We start from the raw sequence: 18,935 nt of genomic DNA, 5'->3' as shown, positions 1-18,935 counted from the left end.
TTTTCATCCTAATGTTCGTATTCCTGCGTTAAAGCCAGAATCGTGCCTTCCGTTAATTTCAGAAGTTCATCATCTTTAATCACAAATGGTGGCATCACATAAACCAATTTTCCGAAAGGCCGAATCCAAACACCTTGTTCCACAAAACGTGGGACTAAAGTTTTCATATTTACCGCACTTTTCATTTCGACCACCCCAATCGCTCCTAATACGCGAACATCTTTGACGTAATCTTTTTCAGCTAAAGGCGAAAGCTGTTGTTTTAAGGAAGACTCAATTCGCTGAATATTTTGTTGCCAAGGGCTTTCCAACAATAAACGGATAGATTCTGCTGCAATCGCACAAGCCAACGGATTTGCCATAAAAGTGGGTCCATGCATAAAACATTTAGCCTCACCGCGACAAATAGTTTGCGCAATTTCAGTGGTCGTAATGCTCGCAGATAAAGTTAAATAACCACCGGTTAAGGCTTTACCGATACACATAATATCTGGCGAAATCCCAGCATGCTCAGCAGCAAATAATTTCCCTGTGCGGCCAAAACCTGTAGCAATTTCATCAAAAATTAGCAAAACGCCATATTGTTTACAAAGTGCTTGCGCTTTCACTAAATAAGTTGGCGAATAAAAATACATACCACCCGCACCTTGCACAACAGGTTCTAAAATCAGTGCGGCGATTTCATTACCTTTTCGTTCAAGTAAATCAGCTAAAGGTTCAATCGCATAATCATTCCAAGATTCATTAAATGGAATATTGGGTTGAGGAAGGAAATATTGTACGGGTAGGCTATGATGAAATAAATGATGCATACCTGTGGTTGGGTCACACACAGACATCGCATTCCAAGTATCGCCATGATAACCCGAACGGATGGTGGCGAATTTTTGTCGTTGTACTTCCCCTTTAGCGTGCTGATATTGAATAGCCATTTTCATCGCCACTTCCACGGCAACAGAACCACTATCAGCAAAAAAGATCTTATCTAATCCATTTGGCAAAATTTGTACCAATAATTGAGCTAATTCCACCGCGGGTTCATGGGTAAAACCGCCAAACATAATATGGCTCATTTTTGCCAACTGATTCTGTGCAGCCGCATTTAAACGAGGATGATTATAACCATGCAACGCCGCCCACCAAGAAGACATGCCATCAATCAAACGACGGCCATCTTTTAAGGTTATCATCACGCCATCAGCACGTTCTACCGCATAAAGCGGCATATCAGAAGAAACTGAAGAATAAGGATGCCAAATATGTTGTGTATCAAAAGCTAAAAGTGATTGTTCATCCATCATTCATTTACCATTAAAAAACTTATTCGTATCTCAAGGCAGCGGCAGGTTCTACTTTCGCAGCTCGATAAGCGGGATAAAGTGTAGAAAGTAAAGAAAGCAACAAGGACAATCCAATGACAAAAATCATTTGAACAAAGGATAATTCTGTCGGTAAAAAAACACCCTGTGGATTTACCGCACTTACAATGTCCGTTAAATTCAACGTGACTAAAACACCCAAAATAGCACCGAGCAATGTGCCAACAAATCCCACCAGTAATCCTTGATAAATGAACACCGAACGAACTTGGGATTTTGTTAAGCCCTGAGTTTGCAAGATCGCAATTTCCCCTTGTTTATCCACCACCATTAAACTTAATGAGGTGACAATATTGGAAATCGCCACAACAATGATCAAACTAATCAGCAATCCCATCATATTTTTTTCCATTCTCACCGCTTGGAAAAATTCACCTTTTTGGACGCGCCAATCCGTGATTTTTTGTGTTGGGAAATATTGAGGGAGTTCTGTAATTTGGAACGGATCATTCAAAAATAAACGATAACCCTGCGCTTGCTGAGGTTGAATACGCATTAAGCGACCAATATCTGTAATATTAGCAAAGGCTTCATAACCCGATGCTTCGCCATAATCATAATAAATATCGCTCACCGTAAATAAACGCTGCATTGGCACCCGACCGAATGGTGTATATTGGCTATTTTCCGTAATCATCAAACGGATTTTATCCCCAATATTCACGCCCAATTTTTGAGATAGTTGATCACCAATGACCAATTTAAATTCACCAGTCGGTAAAATTTCATTAAATTTAGTCTGATCAAAAGATTCAACCAAAGGATCATCAGAAAATGATTGAATACCAATAATTTGTCCTGCACTCACGCCTTTTGTCGTTTGATAAATCACATTTGTTGTATTGATCGGCACTGCTTTTTGGACAAAGTGCGGTAAATTTTTTAATGTTTTTTCTGTAGAAATAGGCCTTTCTTCACTCACAATCGCATGAGGAATAGAAGATAGCACCTGTTGTTTTTGGTAACCTTCTAATCCATTCATCACCGAAAGCACGATGATCAATGCCATCACACCTAGCACAATCCCCAGGCTTGCAAGATTAGTCACTAATCGCCCAAAACGATCCGCACTTTTCGCACGCCAATAACGTAGCGCAATATAAAGAGAAATAGGAAAATTCATTATTTTTGATTTAATTGTTGTACAAATTCTTCGATGTTTTTCATTACTTTTCCAACTAATGTTGTCACTGCACTATCACTCGCCCAAGCAATATGCGGGGTGATAATTAAATTAGGCATCGTTTTTGCAGCTAAAATTAACGGATTATCTTTTTCTGGTGGCTCTTTTACCATTACATCCAAAGCTGCTCCGCCTAAATGCCCCGTTTTTAACGCATCAACTAATGCAAGTTCATCAATCAAAGGCCCACGCCCTGTATTAATCAAAAATGCACCTTTTTTCATTTTGGATAAAGTGTCTGTATTAATTAAATTCTTGGTTGTTTCGGTTAATGGACAATGCAACGTCACAATATCCGCTTGTCTTAATACTTCCTCAAAGGGCGTATAACCTTCACGGCAAACAGTGGCATCTTTATGTTCTGCATAAAGCACTTTCATTCCCACGGCATTAGCCAAACGCCCCACTTCTGTCCCTAAGCAACCTTTACCAAATACGCCTAATGTTGAACCGCGCACATCTGTAATTGGGTAATCAAAATAACAAAATTGTTTGCTTTTAGGCCATTTTGCTTCCGATTGATCGCGTAACCAACCTGCAAAGCTGTGTTTTAAAGAAAAAATCAGACCGATTACGTGTTCTGGCACGGTTGTTCTGGAATAACCTGTCACATTACGCACGGCGATTCCCATTTCTTCGGCAGCCACAAGATCAACATTATTTGTACCGGTTGCAGTGATCGCAATTAACTTTAATTTAGGTAATTGTTTTAACGTTTCTCGATCAAAAATGACTTTGCTCGTAATAACAATATCAGCATCTTTCGCTCGTTCAATCGTTTCTGCAGAAGAAGTATGCTCATATTCAGTCCAAGTATGCACAAAGCTTGGACGAGGAATAGGGATATGTTTCGGGATAGCCGTACTATCTAAAAAGACGATATTCATCATTTCTACTTTTATATACAAAGTGATCTGCCCCCCAAAAGTTGGACAGGTTAGTTAACTTAAATATTGAGCTCGGTATTGCACTGGGCTCAATCCTTTGAAAGCAAGTTTAATTCGTTTTTGGTTGTAATACACTAAATATTCTTCAATTTCAGCCTGTAATTCAGCGATTTAGTGATAAGTCCGAGAGTGGGGTGCAGATCACTTAAGCCGATTATTTATCTAATTGAACAGGAAGAAATAAGCTTAATGGACGTTTTCTCACAATTTGACAAACTTCATGCCAAATTGCCCACCAGCTATCAATTTCCGCATTCAAAGAACGTAGTGCAACCCAAAGCGTTAATGAAAAACTGACAACTAAATTCACTAAACCAATCAACAATACAAAACCAATGCACTGTAAAAGCAATGAATAGGTGAATTGTCCGCTCACAGCAATATAGCCGACATTCGCAGATGAAAATGCCACATGACGAATATCTAACGGAAGATGCGTTAAGTAACCCACCACACCCGTAATACCAAGCAGCATACCAAAGCAAAGGTTACCGATAAGCGAGCCATAATTCTCATGCATATAATTAGCAAATTTAACGCGAGATTTCTCAGACATTAATTTTTTCAATAATGGATGTTGTGCTAAACGCATGCGCATATTCAAATAATTGCTACGATTATCAAAATAGCCAGAAATAATTCCGGAGCAGAATAACCATACACCTGCAATAGCTGCGAACCATAAAGAACCATCTAAAGGATCAATACGGTGTAATTGATAGGCTATTTTCTCTGAATTCATCAATGGCTCACCTGTTTGATGTTGATAAACAAAAGCAATTAATGCCGCTAATCCCATAGCAACTACTACATTGCCTAAAACGGCCACGCTTTGGGAACGAAATACATCCACTAATAACTGGGCTAATTTCATATTTAATGTTTTGCCTTGTGGATTTTTCTCTACTGCCTCAGCAAAACGAGCAGCTGTCATGGCTGGCTGTTTGGTTGCAACCGTGAAATGCAACATAAAGATCACCATAAAACCGAAGCCGTAATTTAAACCTTCGGCAAGACCTTTCCAGACTTTATCATCAATAATGCTGCCTAAATAGGTTTTAAATAACGCCATTAGTGCAATCAATACACCACCACCCGCGGCAGAATAAAACATTGCCCAGTACTCTTTTTTATCTCGCGTAATGTAATGCTCGCCATGATCGCCCGCATTTTGGGTAATGCTACGTGAAATTAATCTTGAGCTTTGTTTCCATAATCGGGTGATGCTATGTTTTTCTGCTGCTGTGCGGGCAAAACAGCCGCTTAATAACAATATTCGTCGTGGTAAATAGTGATTTGAAACAAAAATCGCCATCAAGGTTTCTAATCGTTCTAAAGTCTGGGAAAGACGTTCTAATAAATACGCTGTATTTAAGGAAGACCCCACTACTGCCCCACGTTTCTGTAAGCCAATAATCAATGCCTTACATTGATCAAACATTACCTGTAAATGGCTATCATCAAAATCTATTGATTGGCGACGCGCCGCTACCCAATCAACCACCTCATGGTGTAAAGCAACAAAAGGTGAATCAGCATTTAACAGAGAGGGTTCCATTCGCATCAGCTCAGGATCCATATCTTCAGCTGCAATCCAAATTGAAAGCATCTCTATGGCAAATAGCCCTTCACTTTCAATATGATTTTTTAAACGTTCCCGATCTTTTTGTTCTGTATAACGGGTTAAAACGCCAAATACGCCTCGCCACGTTTTTAATGGGACGGCATCAATCCAGCGAGCATCATTTTTATCGCTAAACAATAAATAAAAAATATCACGTAAATCATTAATATCTTTAAAAGAGGGGTTAAAACGCTCATAAATACGCGTTTTCATTTCCTGTCCAAAACCGCCACGTGTAAGAATACCGCTACTAATAAACAAGGGATAAAGGCGCAAACCACATAACCAACCAGATAATAATTTCGAAACAGAACAGCCTAATTCTTTATCGTTCTTTAGGATAAACTTAAACAAGTGCAAGGTTGGAGAAATTTTTTCTGTAGGGCTACTACGTAATAATTGACACAGCCCTTCCACAAGACCAAAGGCATCGTTTTCCGCCACTTTGTTTCGCAAAAATTGCGGTAAGGTATCGGTTTTAATCATGAGCTTTCCCCATATCGTTTATATTCAAAAGCGAGACATTATACAGCGCTGTTGGATAAAGTAAAAATTAACGGAAAAAGCGATCTGCCCCCCCCAAAAAAAGTTGGACAGGTTAGTTAACTTAAATATTCTTCAATTTCAGCCTGTAATTCAGCAATTGAATGATAAGTCCGAGAGTAAAAGCACTCTGATTTTAATATTGCAAAAAAGCTTTCAATCACCGCATTATCGTAGCAATTTCCTCAGCGACTCATACTTTGTACCTCTTTACCCTCCAACATCTTTACCCATTCCACCGAGCCATACAATACGCCTTGGTCGCTATGAATAATCGGGCATTCTGTCGGTTTAAGCCGACTAAGTCCTTGTGCTAACATCTTTTTCACCAATGAAAATTTGGGGAGTGTTGAAAAGTTATAGGCAATCACTTCTCGGTTAGCCAAGTCCATCAACGCTGAAAAATAAAGCTTTTCTTGCCCAACCTGAAATTCCGTTACATCCATTACCCATTTTTGATTGAGTGCCGTTGCTGTAAAATCACGATTCAGCAAATTCGGGGCAATATGCGATGTTTTTCCTCGTTTTCCATGTCTTTTCTTGCGTAAAATGGAATGAATACCTAACTCGTTCATTAGCTTTAACACCGTTTTATGGGAGTAATTTAAACGTCATGGGGCGATAACCATCTCTCTTTCTGTTCTTTTTATACAGCGATAAGATAGCCTCTTTTACCTCGTGATAATTTCGCTTAATCTCTTTATAGTAAAAGCTTGAGCGAGGCATTTTAGCCACATGAAGTAAATAATTTAACGCGTGGTCCAGCTTCAATCTTTCAATGATTTTTCTTTTTTCTGTCGTTGTTTTTGACGGTCGAGCGCCTCCAACTCCTTTAGATAAGCAATCTCCGCACGAGCCAAGACGAGCTCTCGTTGTAACTTTTTAAACGCTTTAGGTGAAAAGTCTGTAGTTTCTGGAATTTCAATGTCTTTCTTTTTCATCTTTGACTTCACTATTTTCGGTGGTTGAAGGGTTGTATGAGGCGATTTTACGCCATCAAGCCCTCTTTCCCGAAATGCTTTTAGCCAATAAATGACGAGAACGTGGGAAATTTTATGAAGTTTAGCCACCTCACGGATACCATAATCCTGTTCGGTAATGAGTGTTATAATTTTCAAACGAAATTGATAAGAGTAGGACATACTCTGCACCTCAAAGTAGGTGCCCAGGTTTTGGGGTGCAGATCAAAGTGCGGTCAAAATTAACCGCACTTTTGCTTAAATATTTTATTAGATTGAGGTATCCAATTCTGGAAAAGATTTTACTAAATCATCAATCGCTTTCATTTGAGACACAAAACCTTCAAGCGCAGAAAGAGGCAATGCAGAAGGGCCATCACATTTCGCTTGATTTGGATTTGGATGCGCTTCTAAGAATAAACCTGCAATTCCTACAGCTAAACCTGAACGCGCTAATTCGGTTACTTGTGCGCGACGGCCACCTGATGCAGCCCCAAATGGATCACGGCATTGAAGTGAATGGGTTACATCAAAAATAACCGGGCTACCCTTAGATGCTTTTTTCATAACACTAAAGCCAAGCATATCCACAATTAAATTATCGTATCCAAAGTTTGTTCCACGATCACAAAGAATGATTTTATCATTACCGCATTCTTCAATTTTTTCCACGATATTACCCATTTGACCAGGGCTTAAGAATTGTGGTTTTTTCACATTAATCACTGCACCTGTTTTCGCCATCGCTTCAACGAGATCTGTTTGTCGTGCCAAAAAGGCTGGAAGTTGAATAATATCGACAACATCAGAAACAGGCTGACATTGATAGATTTCGTGTACATCGGTAATAATTTTTACACCGAACGTATCTTTTAATTCTTGGAAAATTTTTAAGCCTTCTTCCATGCCAGGTCCACGGTAAGAATGAATAGATGAACGATTCGCTTTGTCAAAAGAAGCTTTAAACACATAAGGCACACCAAGTTTCTCCGTCACTTTCACGTAAGCTTCACAGACTTGCATCGCCATATCACGACTTTCAAGTACGTTCATTCCACCAAAAAGCACGAAAGGTTTGTCATTTGCAACATCAATATTGCCGATTTTTACAATTTTATTTTGCATAAATTTTCCTTAAATCAATGGAGGGCAAAAGAATCTTTATCAATCTCGCCCTTAAGTTCTAAAAGTTGAGTTCGGATTAAAGCCGCAGTTGGGTCTTCCGGACAACGTTCCACAAAAAATTCTAGATCTTTCAATGCTGAAGGGTAAGCGCCCATCTGAGCTAAAACTAAACCGCGATCACGGATGTGATAAGGATCTTCATCATTACCAATCAATAAATTCTCAATATAACGGTATGCCATGTCGTTATGCTCTTCGCGGATGAGCGCATTCTTCGCCAGTTGCTCAAAACGAGAATAAAGCAACGAAAGATCGGCTCTATCAAGTTCTTCCGGTTGAATTTGCACACCAAAGCCAAATGCCCCTTCATAAAGTTGCTGTAATTTTTCTTGCGATATATAAGTGCCATCCCAAGGATCAATAAAAGCCACTTCATCTCTTACTTCGGCACGTAAAATGAGTTGTGTTGGGAAATTTACTGGATAAATCGGTAAATCTAATACGTCAGCTAAATAAAGCACTATCGCCCCAAGCGTCACTGGCATACCTTGGCGATTTTGAAACACATAAGGCAAATATAAATTGCGAGCATAAAAATAATCTTCTGGATCGCAATGAAAGCCCCAATCACCATAAAATAGCTGTAGTAACTGATGAATCTGCTCTTCTTTCGGCCAATCTGGCGAAATTTCTTTACGCGCTCGACGTACAAGCCCACCGATTTTTCCCCGAAGTTGCGCTTCTGATGTGCCATCATCTGAGATGGTATTATAAAAATGCACAAATTGATCGTATAACGCACGTCGATAATATTTCATTACTTCTTCCAAAAACCTAAAGTGACGCGCTCATTGTCGCCATAATCACGCACGGTTTCAACCATTTCCCAATGATTTTCTAGGAAAATTGACCGCACTTTTTCGCCTTGTTGCCATCCGTGTTCAAGCAATAATGCACCATTAGAATTCAAATAATTCGGCGATGATTCAATAATATGACGTAAATCAGCATACCCCGCATCATTAGCAACTAATGCAGAAAGGGGTTCAAAACGCACATCGCCTTGATGCAAATGTTCATCTTGCGCATCAATATAAGGCGGGTTGCTGACGATAAGATCAAACTTCCCTGTTATATTTTCAAACCAACTGCTCTGTAAAAATTTTACATTTAGCTGATTTCTTTCTGCATTAGATTGGGCTAACGCCACAACATCGGGCATAAGATCAACACCAATGATTTCTAATGAAATCTGTTGTTTTTGACAAATAGAGGAAAGCTCTGATGCTAATGCTAACGCGATAGCGCCTGTGCCTGTGCCGAGATCAAGAATACGAAAGTGCGGTGGATTTTCTTGTAATTTTTCTAAGGCAATTTGTAATGCCTTTTCCACTAAAATTTCAGTATCTGGTCTTGGAATCAATGTGCCTTTTGAGACATTTAGCGGCAACGACCAAAATTCTTTTTCGCCAAGAATATAAGCAATAGGTTCGCCTTTTAGACGACGATCTAAAAGTGCGGTCAATTTTAACCGCACTTTTTCATCAATCTCGGTATCATCAAAAGCAAGGATTTGCGTACGCGATTTGCCAGTAACATGTTGAAGAAGCACAAGTGCATCAATTTTACTATTTTCAGTGGGATTTTTTTGTGCTAAATCCGCCATTGCTTGTGCTAGCCATTCTTTATAATTCATTATTTTTCATCTTTTAACACAATCGTGCCAGCCAATAAATCAGTTAAAGAACGACGATCATCGCGCACAAGTGCAACAATACCGCTAATAATCAATAAGAAACTCGTCCACGCCAATAAAATATCAATAATCTCACGGCCGATGTATTTACCAAATTCAACGGGTTGATTGGTATGATAATTAAATACTCGCAAGCCTAACCAGCGTTTTGCCATTGTTTGGCCATAAGTTTTCATAAAATATAACTGAAAACCTATATATACAATCGTCCCCACTACACCGGCAAAATCCCCCAACGCAAAACCGAGACCAACCATCACCCAAAGCACAAGTCCATTAATCATACTTGCAAGCCAACGTTTAAAACGGCTCGCTTGAGCAGGTTGAGAAGGCTTGAAAGCAGAAGAAAATTCAGCATCTTTTTGATTTTCAATAATCATTTTATTTCTCCGTAAAGTTAAAAAGGACATCTGAAATCAGATGCCCCTATCATTAATTCTGTTCAGACAATGCCGCCAACTGATCTGCTTGATATTCGGTAATAATCGGCTGAATCAGTTCATCAATTTTACCATTCATCACTTCATCCAAACGGTAAATAGTGAGATTGATACGATGATCTGTGACTCGACCTTGCGGATAATTATATGTACGAATTTTATCAGAACGATCGCCCGAACCTAATAAGTTACGGCGCATATCTGTTTGTTCTGCAGCTTGGCGTTCTTGCTCTGCTTGAACAATACGTGACGCTAATACCGACATTGCTTTCGCTTTATTTTTGTGCTGTGAACGCTCATCCTGACATTCCACCACAATACCAGTTGGAATATGTGTAATACGCACCGCAGAATCCGTTGTGTTTACGTGCTGACCACCTGCACCTGATGAACGGTAAGTATCAATACGTAAATCTGCTGGATTAATTTCTGGCATTTCAGATTCTGGCAATTCTGGCATTACCGCGACGGTGCAAGCAGACGTGTGGATACGCCCTTGCGATTCAGTTTTTGGTACACGTTGTACACGGTGGCCGCCTGATTCAAATTTTAACTGACCATACACGCCATCACCGCTTACTTTGACGATCACTTCTTTATAACCACCCTGCTCACTTTCATTTGCGCTGAGCATTTCAACACGCCAGCGTTTACTTTCTGCATAACGGCTGTACATACGGAATAAATCACCGGCAAAAATACCCGCTTCATCACCACCCGTACCCGCACGAATTTCTAAATAGCAGTTATATTCATCATTTGGATCTTTTGGTAATAAAAGAATTTGAAGTTGTTGCTCCACTTCTTCAATTTCGGCTTTGGATTCTTCAATTTCTATTTCTGCCATTTCTTTCATTTCAGGATCATCTAACATCAACTCAGCTTCAGCAATGTTAGAATTAAGCTGATTCCAACGATTAAAACATTTCACCACATCTTCAAGTTGTGAATATTCTTTAGAATACGCACGGAATTTATCCTGATCACTAATTACAGAAGCATCACCTAACAAGGCTTCTAATTCTTCATAACGTTCTTTTAAACTTTCAAGTTTTGCAATAATAGAATCTTTCATATTTTTATAAAGTTAAAGCCAAAAATAAAATCGGCCTATTCTAGCCGATTTTAAGGAAAATTGACAGCGAAGGAGATTAAGAATCTCAGACGCTTTGTGTTGGTGACTTACTTACTATTTATGAGTCTCTTCTTTTTAATTGCCAATTTTCATTATTACCATTCCCCTCTATTTAGCTTATCGTAATATATACATCCTGTTTGTTCTCCATTATTACAAGCCTTACCAAGCCATTCTTTGGCGAGTGTTCTATCTTCCTGAATACCTTGTCCACTAAAATACATCAGACCTAACTTAAGCTGACCATCAGCACTACCATTTTCTGCTGCTTTCTTAAACCACTTCACGGCTTCGGTATAATCTTTTCTTACGCCACGCCCTGCAACATAAGCCGAACCTAAACTAGCCTGAGCACCTGCATGTCCTTGCTTCGCCGCTTTGCGATACCATTTCGTCGCTTCAAAACCATCTTGTTTTACGCCTTCTCCTTTTTCATACATACTTCCCAAAAGAAGTTGGGCGCTCGCATCACCTTGCTCTGCCAAGGGGTGAATAATTGCCAACATCGCTTTGAGGTCTTTTTGCTTATATAGCTGCTGAAGTTGAATTATTTGGCTTTGTTCTATTGCCCAAGCAGTAGATTGAAAAGAAAATACAGAAGCACCGAAAAGTGCGGTGGTAAAAAGTGTTTTTGTTAGTTTCATTTTGTTTTCCTATTAAATTGAATGAATGGATAATCTTTTATTTTTATTCACTAAAATTGGCGTATAAGTCGAAAAATCTTTAAGTACTTCGCTATGTGGGTGCCCATTTCGTCGCTGGCCATCTGCTGAAAACACACTAAGACAAGGCGAAAATATGTTCGCTAATCCTTGCTGCCAATTATGCTTTGAACCGTGATGGGGAACTTGTAAGCAATAAATTCTCGCCATTCGTTCTACACCTAATGATTGCGTTAAATCGGTTAATAATGGCAAATCGTTTAAAAACGCATCGCCGGTGTATAAAATGGCATTTTTTGTTTTATTCTTTGGAATAACCACTATTTCATTTTCATTGTCTGTCGAAACATCAAAAATATGATGATTTCCCATTCTCCAAAAAGAAAGGGGGTTTATATTTCGAATATATAAATATTGAGAAATGATATTTTTGTTTTTACCTCCATTTCCAAATGTGAGAGTGTAGAGTGTTTTTAAGGCTGGCGTTGGATCTGTGGAATTAAAGTGATGAGATTGAATAATTTGTTTAACCTGCTTTTGAAAAGCAGTCAAACTTGCTGGCACTTTTGCAAGCAAATGAAATGGCACGTTATATAAAACAAATTCAAACAGCTCTCCGTATTTTCTAAATAAAAGGGCTTTATCAGGATTGAGCCAATGTACATTTTGTTCTAAGTTATCAAATTCATTTGATAATTTTTCAGTAGTTTCAAAAGAAAGTACATCATCAAAATTACTTGGTTCAAGCCTTCTCGAAATTTCACTCTCATTTTCTTTTGCAGGTAATAAGAGAAATTGGGTTTCTTTTAATTCTTCAGCAAAATCAGCTTTTAAATATTGAATAGGGTTCTGATAAAATCTCCATTCTTCATCATCTGGCTGAATATCTAAAAGAGAAGCAATTACTAAGCGTTGCCATAAAGGATAATAAGGCACAACCCAGCGTTTTATTTTTCGCCCATTTTTGAGTAGTTCTTTTACACCACTAATATGATCTTTATCAAAATGCGAAAGCACTAATAAATCAATATCAGCATTATTTTCTTGCTGGTTATATTTTTGTATGGCATTTTGAATAAGTTTCGGACTTGAATTCGTGCCACAATCATAAACCCAATGAAAGGCTGGGGCGTCTCCCATTTGAATACGCCCACTTGAAAATAACCCTTGCCCTACATTCCAAAATTCACATTGTAAAGTTGGCATTAGAGTTCCCCTCTATTTAGCTTACCGTAATATTCACATCCATTTTGTTCTCCCTTATTACAAGCCTTACCAAGCCATTCTTTGGCTAAAGATTTATTTACTTGAACGCCTTCTCCGAAAAGATATGCTACTCCTAGCATAGATTGAGCCTTTGCATTCCCCTGTTCCGCCGCTTGGCGATACCATTTCACCGCTTCAAAATTATCTTGTTTTACGCCTCGTCCGCTAACATACATATTGCCCAAATTTAATTGAGCATCTGCATATCCTTGCTCCGCCGCTCGGCGATACCATTTTACCGCTTTAACATTATCTTGTTTTACGCCAACCCCCTCTTCATACATCTTTCCCAAAAGAGCTTGAGCATTCGCATCACCTTGCTCTGCCAAGGGGGGAACAAGTTTCAACATGAAGTCTTTTTGTTGTTCTATTGCCCAAGCAGTAGATTGAAAAGAAAATACAGAAGCACCTAAAAGTGCGGTGGTAAGAAGTGTTTTTGTGAATCGCATAGAAATCGTCCGTTTATTAATCAATAATTGAAATAACCAAACATTTTTTGTTTAGCAAGATGTTTTATTGTACTCTCTGTAAAGAGAGTACAACACCCAGTATACTGGGTGTAAAATGATTAAAAATTGAACTATTTAATTAGGGGGGAATTGGGGGGATTAAGACTGAAAAAAGTGAGCAATCTTGCTCACTTTCAGCTATTAAATACGCGCGACATCAAACTTCGCCAAATTAATGTCATCTTCTGTGCCATAAAACATAGCAAGCGCATGACGTAGCGTTTCCGCTCGTTTTGGTAAACCTTTTTCCGCGTAGATTTTCACTTGCTCATACACGGCTTGTTTAAAAGGCTGTGTATCGCCCGGATTGCCATTCAAATTATCCGCACTGGCAAAATAACGAAAACCTGCTGCTGTTGCTAAAATCCATTCTAATGCTTGCGGTTTAACTTCAACTTTTTCAAAATCACGCTGGCGTTCTTCAGAACGTCCATCTGGCTCATACCAATAACCAAAATCTTCTAGTTTACGGCGTTCTTTGCCTGCTACTAACCAATGGGCAATTTCGTGCAATGCACTGCTGTAAAAGCCTCGCGCAAAATAAATTGCGTTATAAGGCACTTCATCATTTGCAGGAATGTAAATTGGCTCATCCCCACCTTTAACCAATCGCGTATTATATTCTTCTTCAAAACATTGATTAAAAATCGCAATAATATCTTCTAATTTATGTTCCATGGTATCGACTCCTAAAAAACCGCGAGATTATATCACCAGAGGCTCATTTGTTCTTGTTTATTTTCTTCAGGTAAATTGACATGTAGCCCAATCAAACGAATCGATCGCCCTTTTGCTCGCATAAAAATTTGAGGAAGTAATTGTTGAAAACTCTCCAAAGAAAGTGGCAAACCTGTTTTTTCTAAAGTGGTTACTTGAAAATCTTCAAATTTAAGTTTCACGCCTATTTTACGAAATGCAGATAACGGTATATTAGAACTAACACGTTCAAGGCGACGAATTAACTCGTCATAAAGATTATTCAATAAGGCTGAAGCTTGCTCTATTGTATGAATGTTTTCAACCAAAGTCTGTTCTACGCCAACTGATTTACGTTCACGATGGGCTTGTACTTCACGATCATCAATGCCATGACTAAAGTCCCAAATACGTTTACCCGCTTTACCAAATTGATTTAATAAGACGATTTGATCAAAGTTTTGAATGTCAGCACAAGTTTCTAATCCCATATCGAGTAATCGTTGTGATGTTACTTTACCCACACCGGGAATTTTATTTAAAGATAAGGTTTTAATAAATTCACTGACTTCGTTCGGCTTAATCACAAATTGCCCATTAGGTTTATTCATATCCGAGGCAATTTTGGCAAGGAATTTTAAAGGCGCCACACCTGCTGAAGCAGTTAAATTCAACTCATCAAAAATTGCTTGGCGAATTTCTTGCGCAATCCAAGTCGCAGAGCCTGAACATTTTTGACAGTGCGTAACATCTAAATAAGCTTCATCTAAAGAAAGTGGTTCAATAATATCGGTGTAGCGCTGGAAGATTTGATGAATTTGTGCCGAAACTTGTTTATACAACGCCATATTCACAGGCACAAGAATGAGATCAGGACACTTTTTTATGGCTTGAGCCGTTGGCATTGCACTATGCAAACCAAATTTTCTCGCCTCATAATTACAAGTTGTTAATACACCTCGTTGACGAGAAGAACCACCCACAGCAACAGGCTTTCCCTGTAAATTAGGATTTTCACGAATCTCAATTGATGCGTAAAAACAATCCATATCAATGTGAATAATTTTTTTATCTTGTAGCATAAAAAAAGTGCGGTTAAATATTTTCTAATATTAATTAAGCAAACAACTGTTTAAATATACATTTAATTTAATAGCCTTGCAATTTAATATTTTATAAATGCCCTTTAACGCATCAATTCAATCAATCTCAACTTTCCCTACCTTTCTTTTTTTGTTAGACTAATGCGCAATTTTGGGGCTGATTCTGGATTCGACGGGATTAGCGAAGCCCAAGGTGCACGTCGAGGTGCGGTAGGCCTCGTAAATAAACCGCAAAAAAATAGTCGCAAACGACGAACAATACGCTTTAGCAGCTTAATAACCTGCATTTAGCCTTCGCGCCCCAGCTTCCGCTCGTAAGACGGGGATAACGCGGAGTCAAACCAAAACGAGATCGTGTGGAAGCCGCCGTTTGAGGATCGAAGCACTAAATTGAATCAAACTAGCTTAAGTTTAGCGTGTCTGTCCGCATGCTTAAGTAAAATTAAAGACTAGACTAAACGTGTAGTACTGAAGGTAGAGTAATTTCGGACGGGGGTTCAACTCCCCCCAGCTCCACCAAACAAAAAACTAAAGCCTTGATTATCAAGGCTTTAATTTGATCTAATCATTAACAAATTCTCGGCAGCGGTTCATTTGTTGGTAAATCTAACAATCGACTTTGTCCAAAAATGCCCACTAAACGCACTTTTTTATCGGTTGTCACTTCACCAATCACAGCCGCATTTTCACCTAATGGATGGCGACGAAGTGCGGTCAAAATTTCTGGTGTTTTTTCAGCTGAAGCAACGATAACAAGCTTTCCTTCATTAGCGAAGTTTAATGCTTCAAGACCAAGTAATTCACAAATTCCACGCACTTCTTGGCGAATTGGTAAGGCTTGTTCATCAATATTAATCCCTAGCTGTTGCGCCTGTGCAAATTCGTGTAAAACAGCATTGACTCCCCCACGGGTCGCATCTCGAACTGCTTTCACGCCATCTACCCCGCGTAAATTTTCAATCAATGGATAAAGCACTGAGCAATCACTGTGAAGATCCGTTTGGATACCCAGTTTTTCACGTAAATTTAAGATTGTTGCACCATGATCCCCAATGGTGCCACTAACAATGATTTTATCGCCTGGTTGAATTTTATGAACACCCCAATCCAAATTTTGAGGAATAACACCAATTCCACTGGTATTGATAAAAATCTTATCCACTGCGCCTTTTTGTACCACTTTTGTGTCGCCAGTAACAACTTGAATACCTGCCGCTTTTGCGGTTTCAGCCATTGATTGAATAATTGCTTTAAGATCCGTAAGTGGTAATCCTTCTTCCAAAATAAAGCCACAGGATAAATATTTTGGCATCGCACCGCACACAGCCACATCATTTGCCGTGCCGCACACCGCTAATTTTCCGATGTTACCACCAGGGAAAAAAATGGGATCAATTACAAAACTATCCGTACTAAATGATAGTGTTTCGCCTTGCTTTGCTAATTCCGTTAATGGGATTCTTGCCTGATCTTCCCCTTGCGCCAAAATAGGATTGGCAAAGGCTTCAAAAAAATAATCTTGGATCAATTTCTGCATGGCTGCACCACCATTACCGTGCGCCATGGTGATAAATTCACTCATTTTATTCTCTCCGATATTGATAATAGGCTGCACATGCGCCTTCGGAAGAAACCATTAATGCGCCATAAGCATTATCAGGATTACAACCTGTGCCAAATAATGGGCAATCAGATGGTTTACAACGCCCAGTCAAGACATCACCACAACGAGAATTAGGATCATCCGCCACCTGTTGCGCTTGGCTTTGGAAATAAATTTCGGCATCAAATTCACGATAAGCATCCGTCAATTCCACGCCAGATTGTTCAATTTCTCCCAAGCCACGCCATTCACTACTTGCTTTAAGCTGGAATACTTCTTGCATTGAACGTTGGGCTAAAGCATTTCCGTGATCATCAACAATTCGTTTATATTGATTTTCGATTTCACAACGGCCATCAGCAAATTGCTGCACTAACATTACAATCGCCTGCAAAATATCTAAAGGTTCAAAACCTGTAATCACAAAAGGTTTGTGATATTTATCGACAATCCCTTGATAAGGCGATGAACCAATCACCATACTCACATGCCCTGGCGCAAGAAAACCATCAATTTTGACTTGATCTTGAGCCAGTAAGCTATGTAACGTTGGAATAATCGTGATGTTTTGGCAAACAATCCAGAAATTTTTTGTTCCTAGTTTTTTGGCTTGTTGAAGCGTCACTGCTGTGCTCGGCATCGTCGTTTCAAATCCTAAGGAAAAAAAGACGACTTTTTTATTCGGATTATTTTGTGCAATATTCAATGCATCCAAAGGTGAATACACAATGCGAACATCTGCACCTTTCGCTTTTGCTTCTAATAGCGAACCTTTGCGACCTTTCACTCGCATTGCATCACCAAAGGTACAAAAAATGACATCTGGTTTGAGCGCAATTTCAATACAAACATCAATACGCCCCATAGGAAGCACACAGACAGGGCAACCTGGGCCATGAATAAATTCGATACTTTTTGGCAATAGCCGATCCAAGCCAAATTTAAAAATCGTATGGGTATGCCCGCCACACACTTCCATTAAATACAATGGGTTCTGCGCCGTAAAGCGCGGCATTTTTTCCATCAATTTTTCAAGTTGCGCCACTAAACTACGGGCAAGTTCAGGATCGCGAAATTCATCAACAAATCGCATCGATTATCCTTGTTTACATTGTTGTTCTAGCCAATTTAACCACTCACTGAGACCTTGTTCAGTGCTAGCGGAAAGTTGAATCACTTCAATATTGGGATTCACACGTTTTGCATTGGCAATGCATTGTTCTACATCAAATTTCAAATAAGGTAATAAATCCACTTTATTTAAAATCATTAAACTTGATGCAGCAAACATGTGAGGGTATTTAAGTGGTTTATCTTCGCCTTCTGTCACTGATAAAATCACCACTTTCGCTTTTTCACCAAGATCAAATTCAGATGGACAAACTAAATTTCCCACATTTTCGATAAACATAATGCTGTCAGCTTGAGGTCTTAATTTTACCATTGCTTCGCTAATCATTTGTGCATCCAAGTGGCAGCCTTTGCCTGTATTCACTTGAATAGCCGGCACGCCAGTAGCACGAATACGATCTGCATCATTTTCAGTTTGTTGATCGCCTTCGATTACATAACAAGTGCGGTCATTTTTGAGGGCATTTAGCGTCGTCGTTAAAAGTGTGGTTTTACCTGAACCCGGACTCGATACAAGATTCAAGGCTAAAATATGTTGTTTAGCAAAGAATGCTCGGTTGTGATCCGCTAGTTGATTATTTTTTCCGAGAACATCTTGTTCGATTTTTAACAAACGTTTTTGAGTATCGTCTGAATCGACTGGTTTATTGAAATGAAATGTTGAATGTGAAAAGTTTGGCGTACCTGATTGATGACTTCCTTGATCATCATGAGTATGAGGTAATTCACCAATACGGACTTGCTCTGGATGTCCGCAGCCACAGGTTGTACACATAAATCCTCCGTTTTAATGTGATTATTTGGGCTGAGATTTCAAACTGACTTTCAACAGAAATGATGTTTAAAACACTCAAAGCCCTTAGCTTTGTCAACA

General features: G+C 39.1%; 20 protein-coding genes, 1 other RNA gene and 1 pseudogene. 1 reads left to right on the top strand and 21 read right to left on the bottom strand.

Annotation, left to right across the window (positions count from 1 at the left end):
• Positions 1 to 8: 8 nt before the first annotated feature.
• The 18 genes and pseudogenes from bioA to dinB form a co-directional block, all read right to left on the bottom strand.
• A complete protein-coding gene (bioA, locus tag DV428_RS05815) occupies positions 9 to 1,298 on the bottom strand; it encodes an adenosylmethionine--8-amino-7-oxononanoate transaminase (protein WP_162790815.1) in 1,290 nt (429 codons plus the stop codon).
• 22 nt (positions 1,299 to 1,320) lie between these two features.
• Positions 1,321 to 2,502: a lipoprotein-releasing ABC transporter permease subunit gene (locus DV428_RS05810; protein WP_114909013.1), complete on the bottom strand. Its 1,182-nt coding sequence runs from the start codon at positions 2,500 to 2,502 to the stop codon at positions 1,321 to 1,323.
• Positions 2,502 to 3,449 (bottom strand): 2-hydroxyacid dehydrogenase, encoded by a 948-nt coding sequence (locus DV428_RS05805; protein WP_114909012.1) that lies wholly within the window; start codon positions 3,447 to 3,449, stop codon positions 2,502 to 2,504. Before DV428_RS05805 ends, DV428_RS05810 begins: the two co-directional genes overlap by 1 nt.
• 54 nt (positions 3,450 to 3,503) lie before the next feature.
• Positions 3,504 to 3,611, bottom strand: a pseudogene (locus DV428_RS05800) (IS3 family transposase); the annotation flags it as partial.
• Positions 3,612 to 3,663: 52 nt separating this feature from the next.
• On the bottom strand, positions 3,664 to 5,619 hold the full coding sequence (locus DV428_RS05795; protein WP_114909011.1) for a site-specific recombinase: 1,956 nt from the start codon (positions 5,617 to 5,619) through the stop codon (positions 3,664 to 3,666).
• A 116-nt stretch (positions 5,620 to 5,735) separates the two neighbouring features.
• On the bottom strand, positions 5,736 to 5,840 hold the full coding sequence (locus tag DV428_RS09735; protein ID WP_114909010.1) for an IS3 family transposase: 105 nt from the start codon (positions 5,838 to 5,840) through the stop codon (positions 5,736 to 5,738).
• A gap of 21 nt (positions 5,841 to 5,861) precedes the next feature.
• A complete protein-coding gene (locus DV428_RS05785) occupies positions 5,862 to 6,251 on the bottom strand; it encodes a DDE-type integrase/transposase/recombinase (RefSeq protein ID WP_114909009.1) in 390 nt (129 codons plus the stop codon).
• Positions 6,252 to 6,443: 192 nt separating this feature from the next.
• Positions 6,444 to 6,818 carry a transposase gene (locus DV428_RS05775; protein ID WP_114909008.1) on the bottom strand — a complete coding sequence of 125 codons (375 nt, stop codon included), beginning with the start codon at positions 6,816 to 6,818 and terminating at the stop codon, positions 6,444 to 6,446.
• A gap of 87 nt (positions 6,819 to 6,905) precedes the next feature.
• Positions 6,906 to 7,760, bottom strand: a complete 855-nt coding sequence (gene kdsA / locus DV428_RS05770) for a 3-deoxy-8-phosphooctulonate synthase (RefSeq protein WP_114909007.1) — start codon at positions 7,758 to 7,760, stop codon at positions 6,906 to 6,908.
• A 14-nt stretch (positions 7,761 to 7,774) separates the two neighbouring features.
• Entirely contained in the window at positions 7,775 to 8,578 is an 804-nt protein-coding gene (locus tag DV428_RS05765; protein WP_114909006.1) for a SirB1 family protein, read from the bottom strand.
• The gene (gene prmC / locus DV428_RS05760; RefSeq protein WP_114909005.1) at positions 8,578 to 9,456 is read right to left on the bottom strand and encodes a peptide chain release factor N(5)-glutamine methyltransferase; all 879 of its coding nucleotides are present in this window, start codon (positions 9,454 to 9,456) and stop codon (positions 8,578 to 8,580) included. Before prmC ends, DV428_RS05765 begins: the two co-directional genes overlap by 1 nt.
• A complete protein-coding gene (locus DV428_RS05755; protein WP_162790784.1) occupies positions 9,456 to 9,896 on the bottom strand; it encodes an RDD family protein in 441 nt (146 codons plus the stop codon). Before DV428_RS05755 ends, prmC begins: the two co-directional genes overlap by 1 nt.
• A 52-nt stretch (positions 9,897 to 9,948) precedes the next feature.
• The gene (prfA, locus tag DV428_RS05750; RefSeq protein ID WP_114909003.1) at positions 9,949 to 11,031 is read right to left on the bottom strand and encodes a peptide chain release factor 1; all 1,083 of its coding nucleotides are present in this window, start codon (positions 11,029 to 11,031) and stop codon (positions 9,949 to 9,951) included.
• Positions 11,032 to 11,186: 155 nt separating this feature from the next.
• On the bottom strand, positions 11,187 to 11,735 hold the full coding sequence (locus tag DV428_RS05745) for a tetratricopeptide repeat protein (RefSeq protein WP_114909002.1): 549 nt from the start codon (positions 11,733 to 11,735) through the stop codon (positions 11,187 to 11,189).
• Between the two features lie 12 nt (positions 11,736 to 11,747).
• Positions 11,748 to 12,959 (bottom strand): MBL fold metallo-hydrolase, encoded by a 1,212-nt coding sequence (locus tag DV428_RS05740; protein WP_114909001.1) that lies wholly within the window; start codon positions 12,957 to 12,959, stop codon positions 11,748 to 11,750.
• Complete coding sequence (locus tag DV428_RS05735; protein WP_114909000.1) at positions 12,959 to 13,468, bottom strand: tetratricopeptide repeat protein; 510 nt, start codon at positions 13,466 to 13,468, stop codon at positions 12,959 to 12,961. The genes DV428_RS05740 and DV428_RS05735 overlap by 1 nt, the downstream gene beginning before the upstream one ends.
• Positions 13,469 to 13,669: 201 nt before the next feature.
• Positions 13,670 to 14,206, bottom strand: coding sequence for an elongation factor P hydroxylase (locus tag DV428_RS05730; RefSeq protein ID WP_114908999.1), 537 nt, complete (start codon positions 14,204 to 14,206; stop codon positions 13,670 to 13,672).
• A gap of 32 nt (positions 14,207 to 14,238) precedes the next feature.
• Positions 14,239 to 15,306, bottom strand: a complete 1,068-nt coding sequence (dinB, locus tag DV428_RS05725) for a DNA polymerase IV (RefSeq protein WP_114908998.1) — start codon at positions 15,304 to 15,306, stop codon at positions 14,239 to 14,241.
• 174 nt (positions 15,307 to 15,480) lie between these two features.
• Between dinB and ssrA the strand changes: the two genes are divergently transcribed.
• Positions 15,481 to 15,846, top strand: a transfer-messenger RNA (tmRNA) gene (ssrA, locus tag DV428_RS05720).
• 49 nt (positions 15,847 to 15,895) lie between these two features.
• Here ssrA and hypE read toward each other — a convergent pair.
• From hypE to hypB, 3 genes are read right to left on the bottom strand one after another with little or no spacing between them, the layout of a single operon-like run.
• Complete coding sequence (gene hypE / locus DV428_RS05715) at positions 15,896 to 16,909, bottom strand: hydrogenase expression/formation protein HypE (protein ID WP_114908997.1); 1,014 nt, start codon at positions 16,907 to 16,909, stop codon at positions 15,896 to 15,898.
• 1 nt (position 16,910) lies between these two features.
• Positions 16,911 to 18,023: a hydrogenase formation protein HypD gene (gene hypD, locus DV428_RS05710; RefSeq protein ID WP_114908996.1), complete on the bottom strand. Its 1,113-nt coding sequence runs from the start codon at positions 18,021 to 18,023 to the stop codon at positions 16,911 to 16,913.
• Between the two features lie 3 nt (positions 18,024 to 18,026).
• Positions 18,027 to 18,836 (bottom strand): hydrogenase nickel incorporation protein HypB, encoded by an 810-nt coding sequence (gene hypB, locus DV428_RS05705; protein ID WP_114908995.1) that lies wholly within the window; start codon positions 18,834 to 18,836, stop codon positions 18,027 to 18,029.
• Positions 18,837 to 18,935 lie beyond the last annotated feature (99 nt).

Origin of the sequence: Haemophilus haemolyticus, assembly GCF_003352385.1 — a bacterium.
GTDB lineage: Bacteria > Pseudomonadota > Gammaproteobacteria > Enterobacterales > Pasteurellaceae > Haemophilus > Haemophilus haemolyticus_I.
This window is presented reverse-complemented; position numbering and strand designations above follow the sequence as displayed.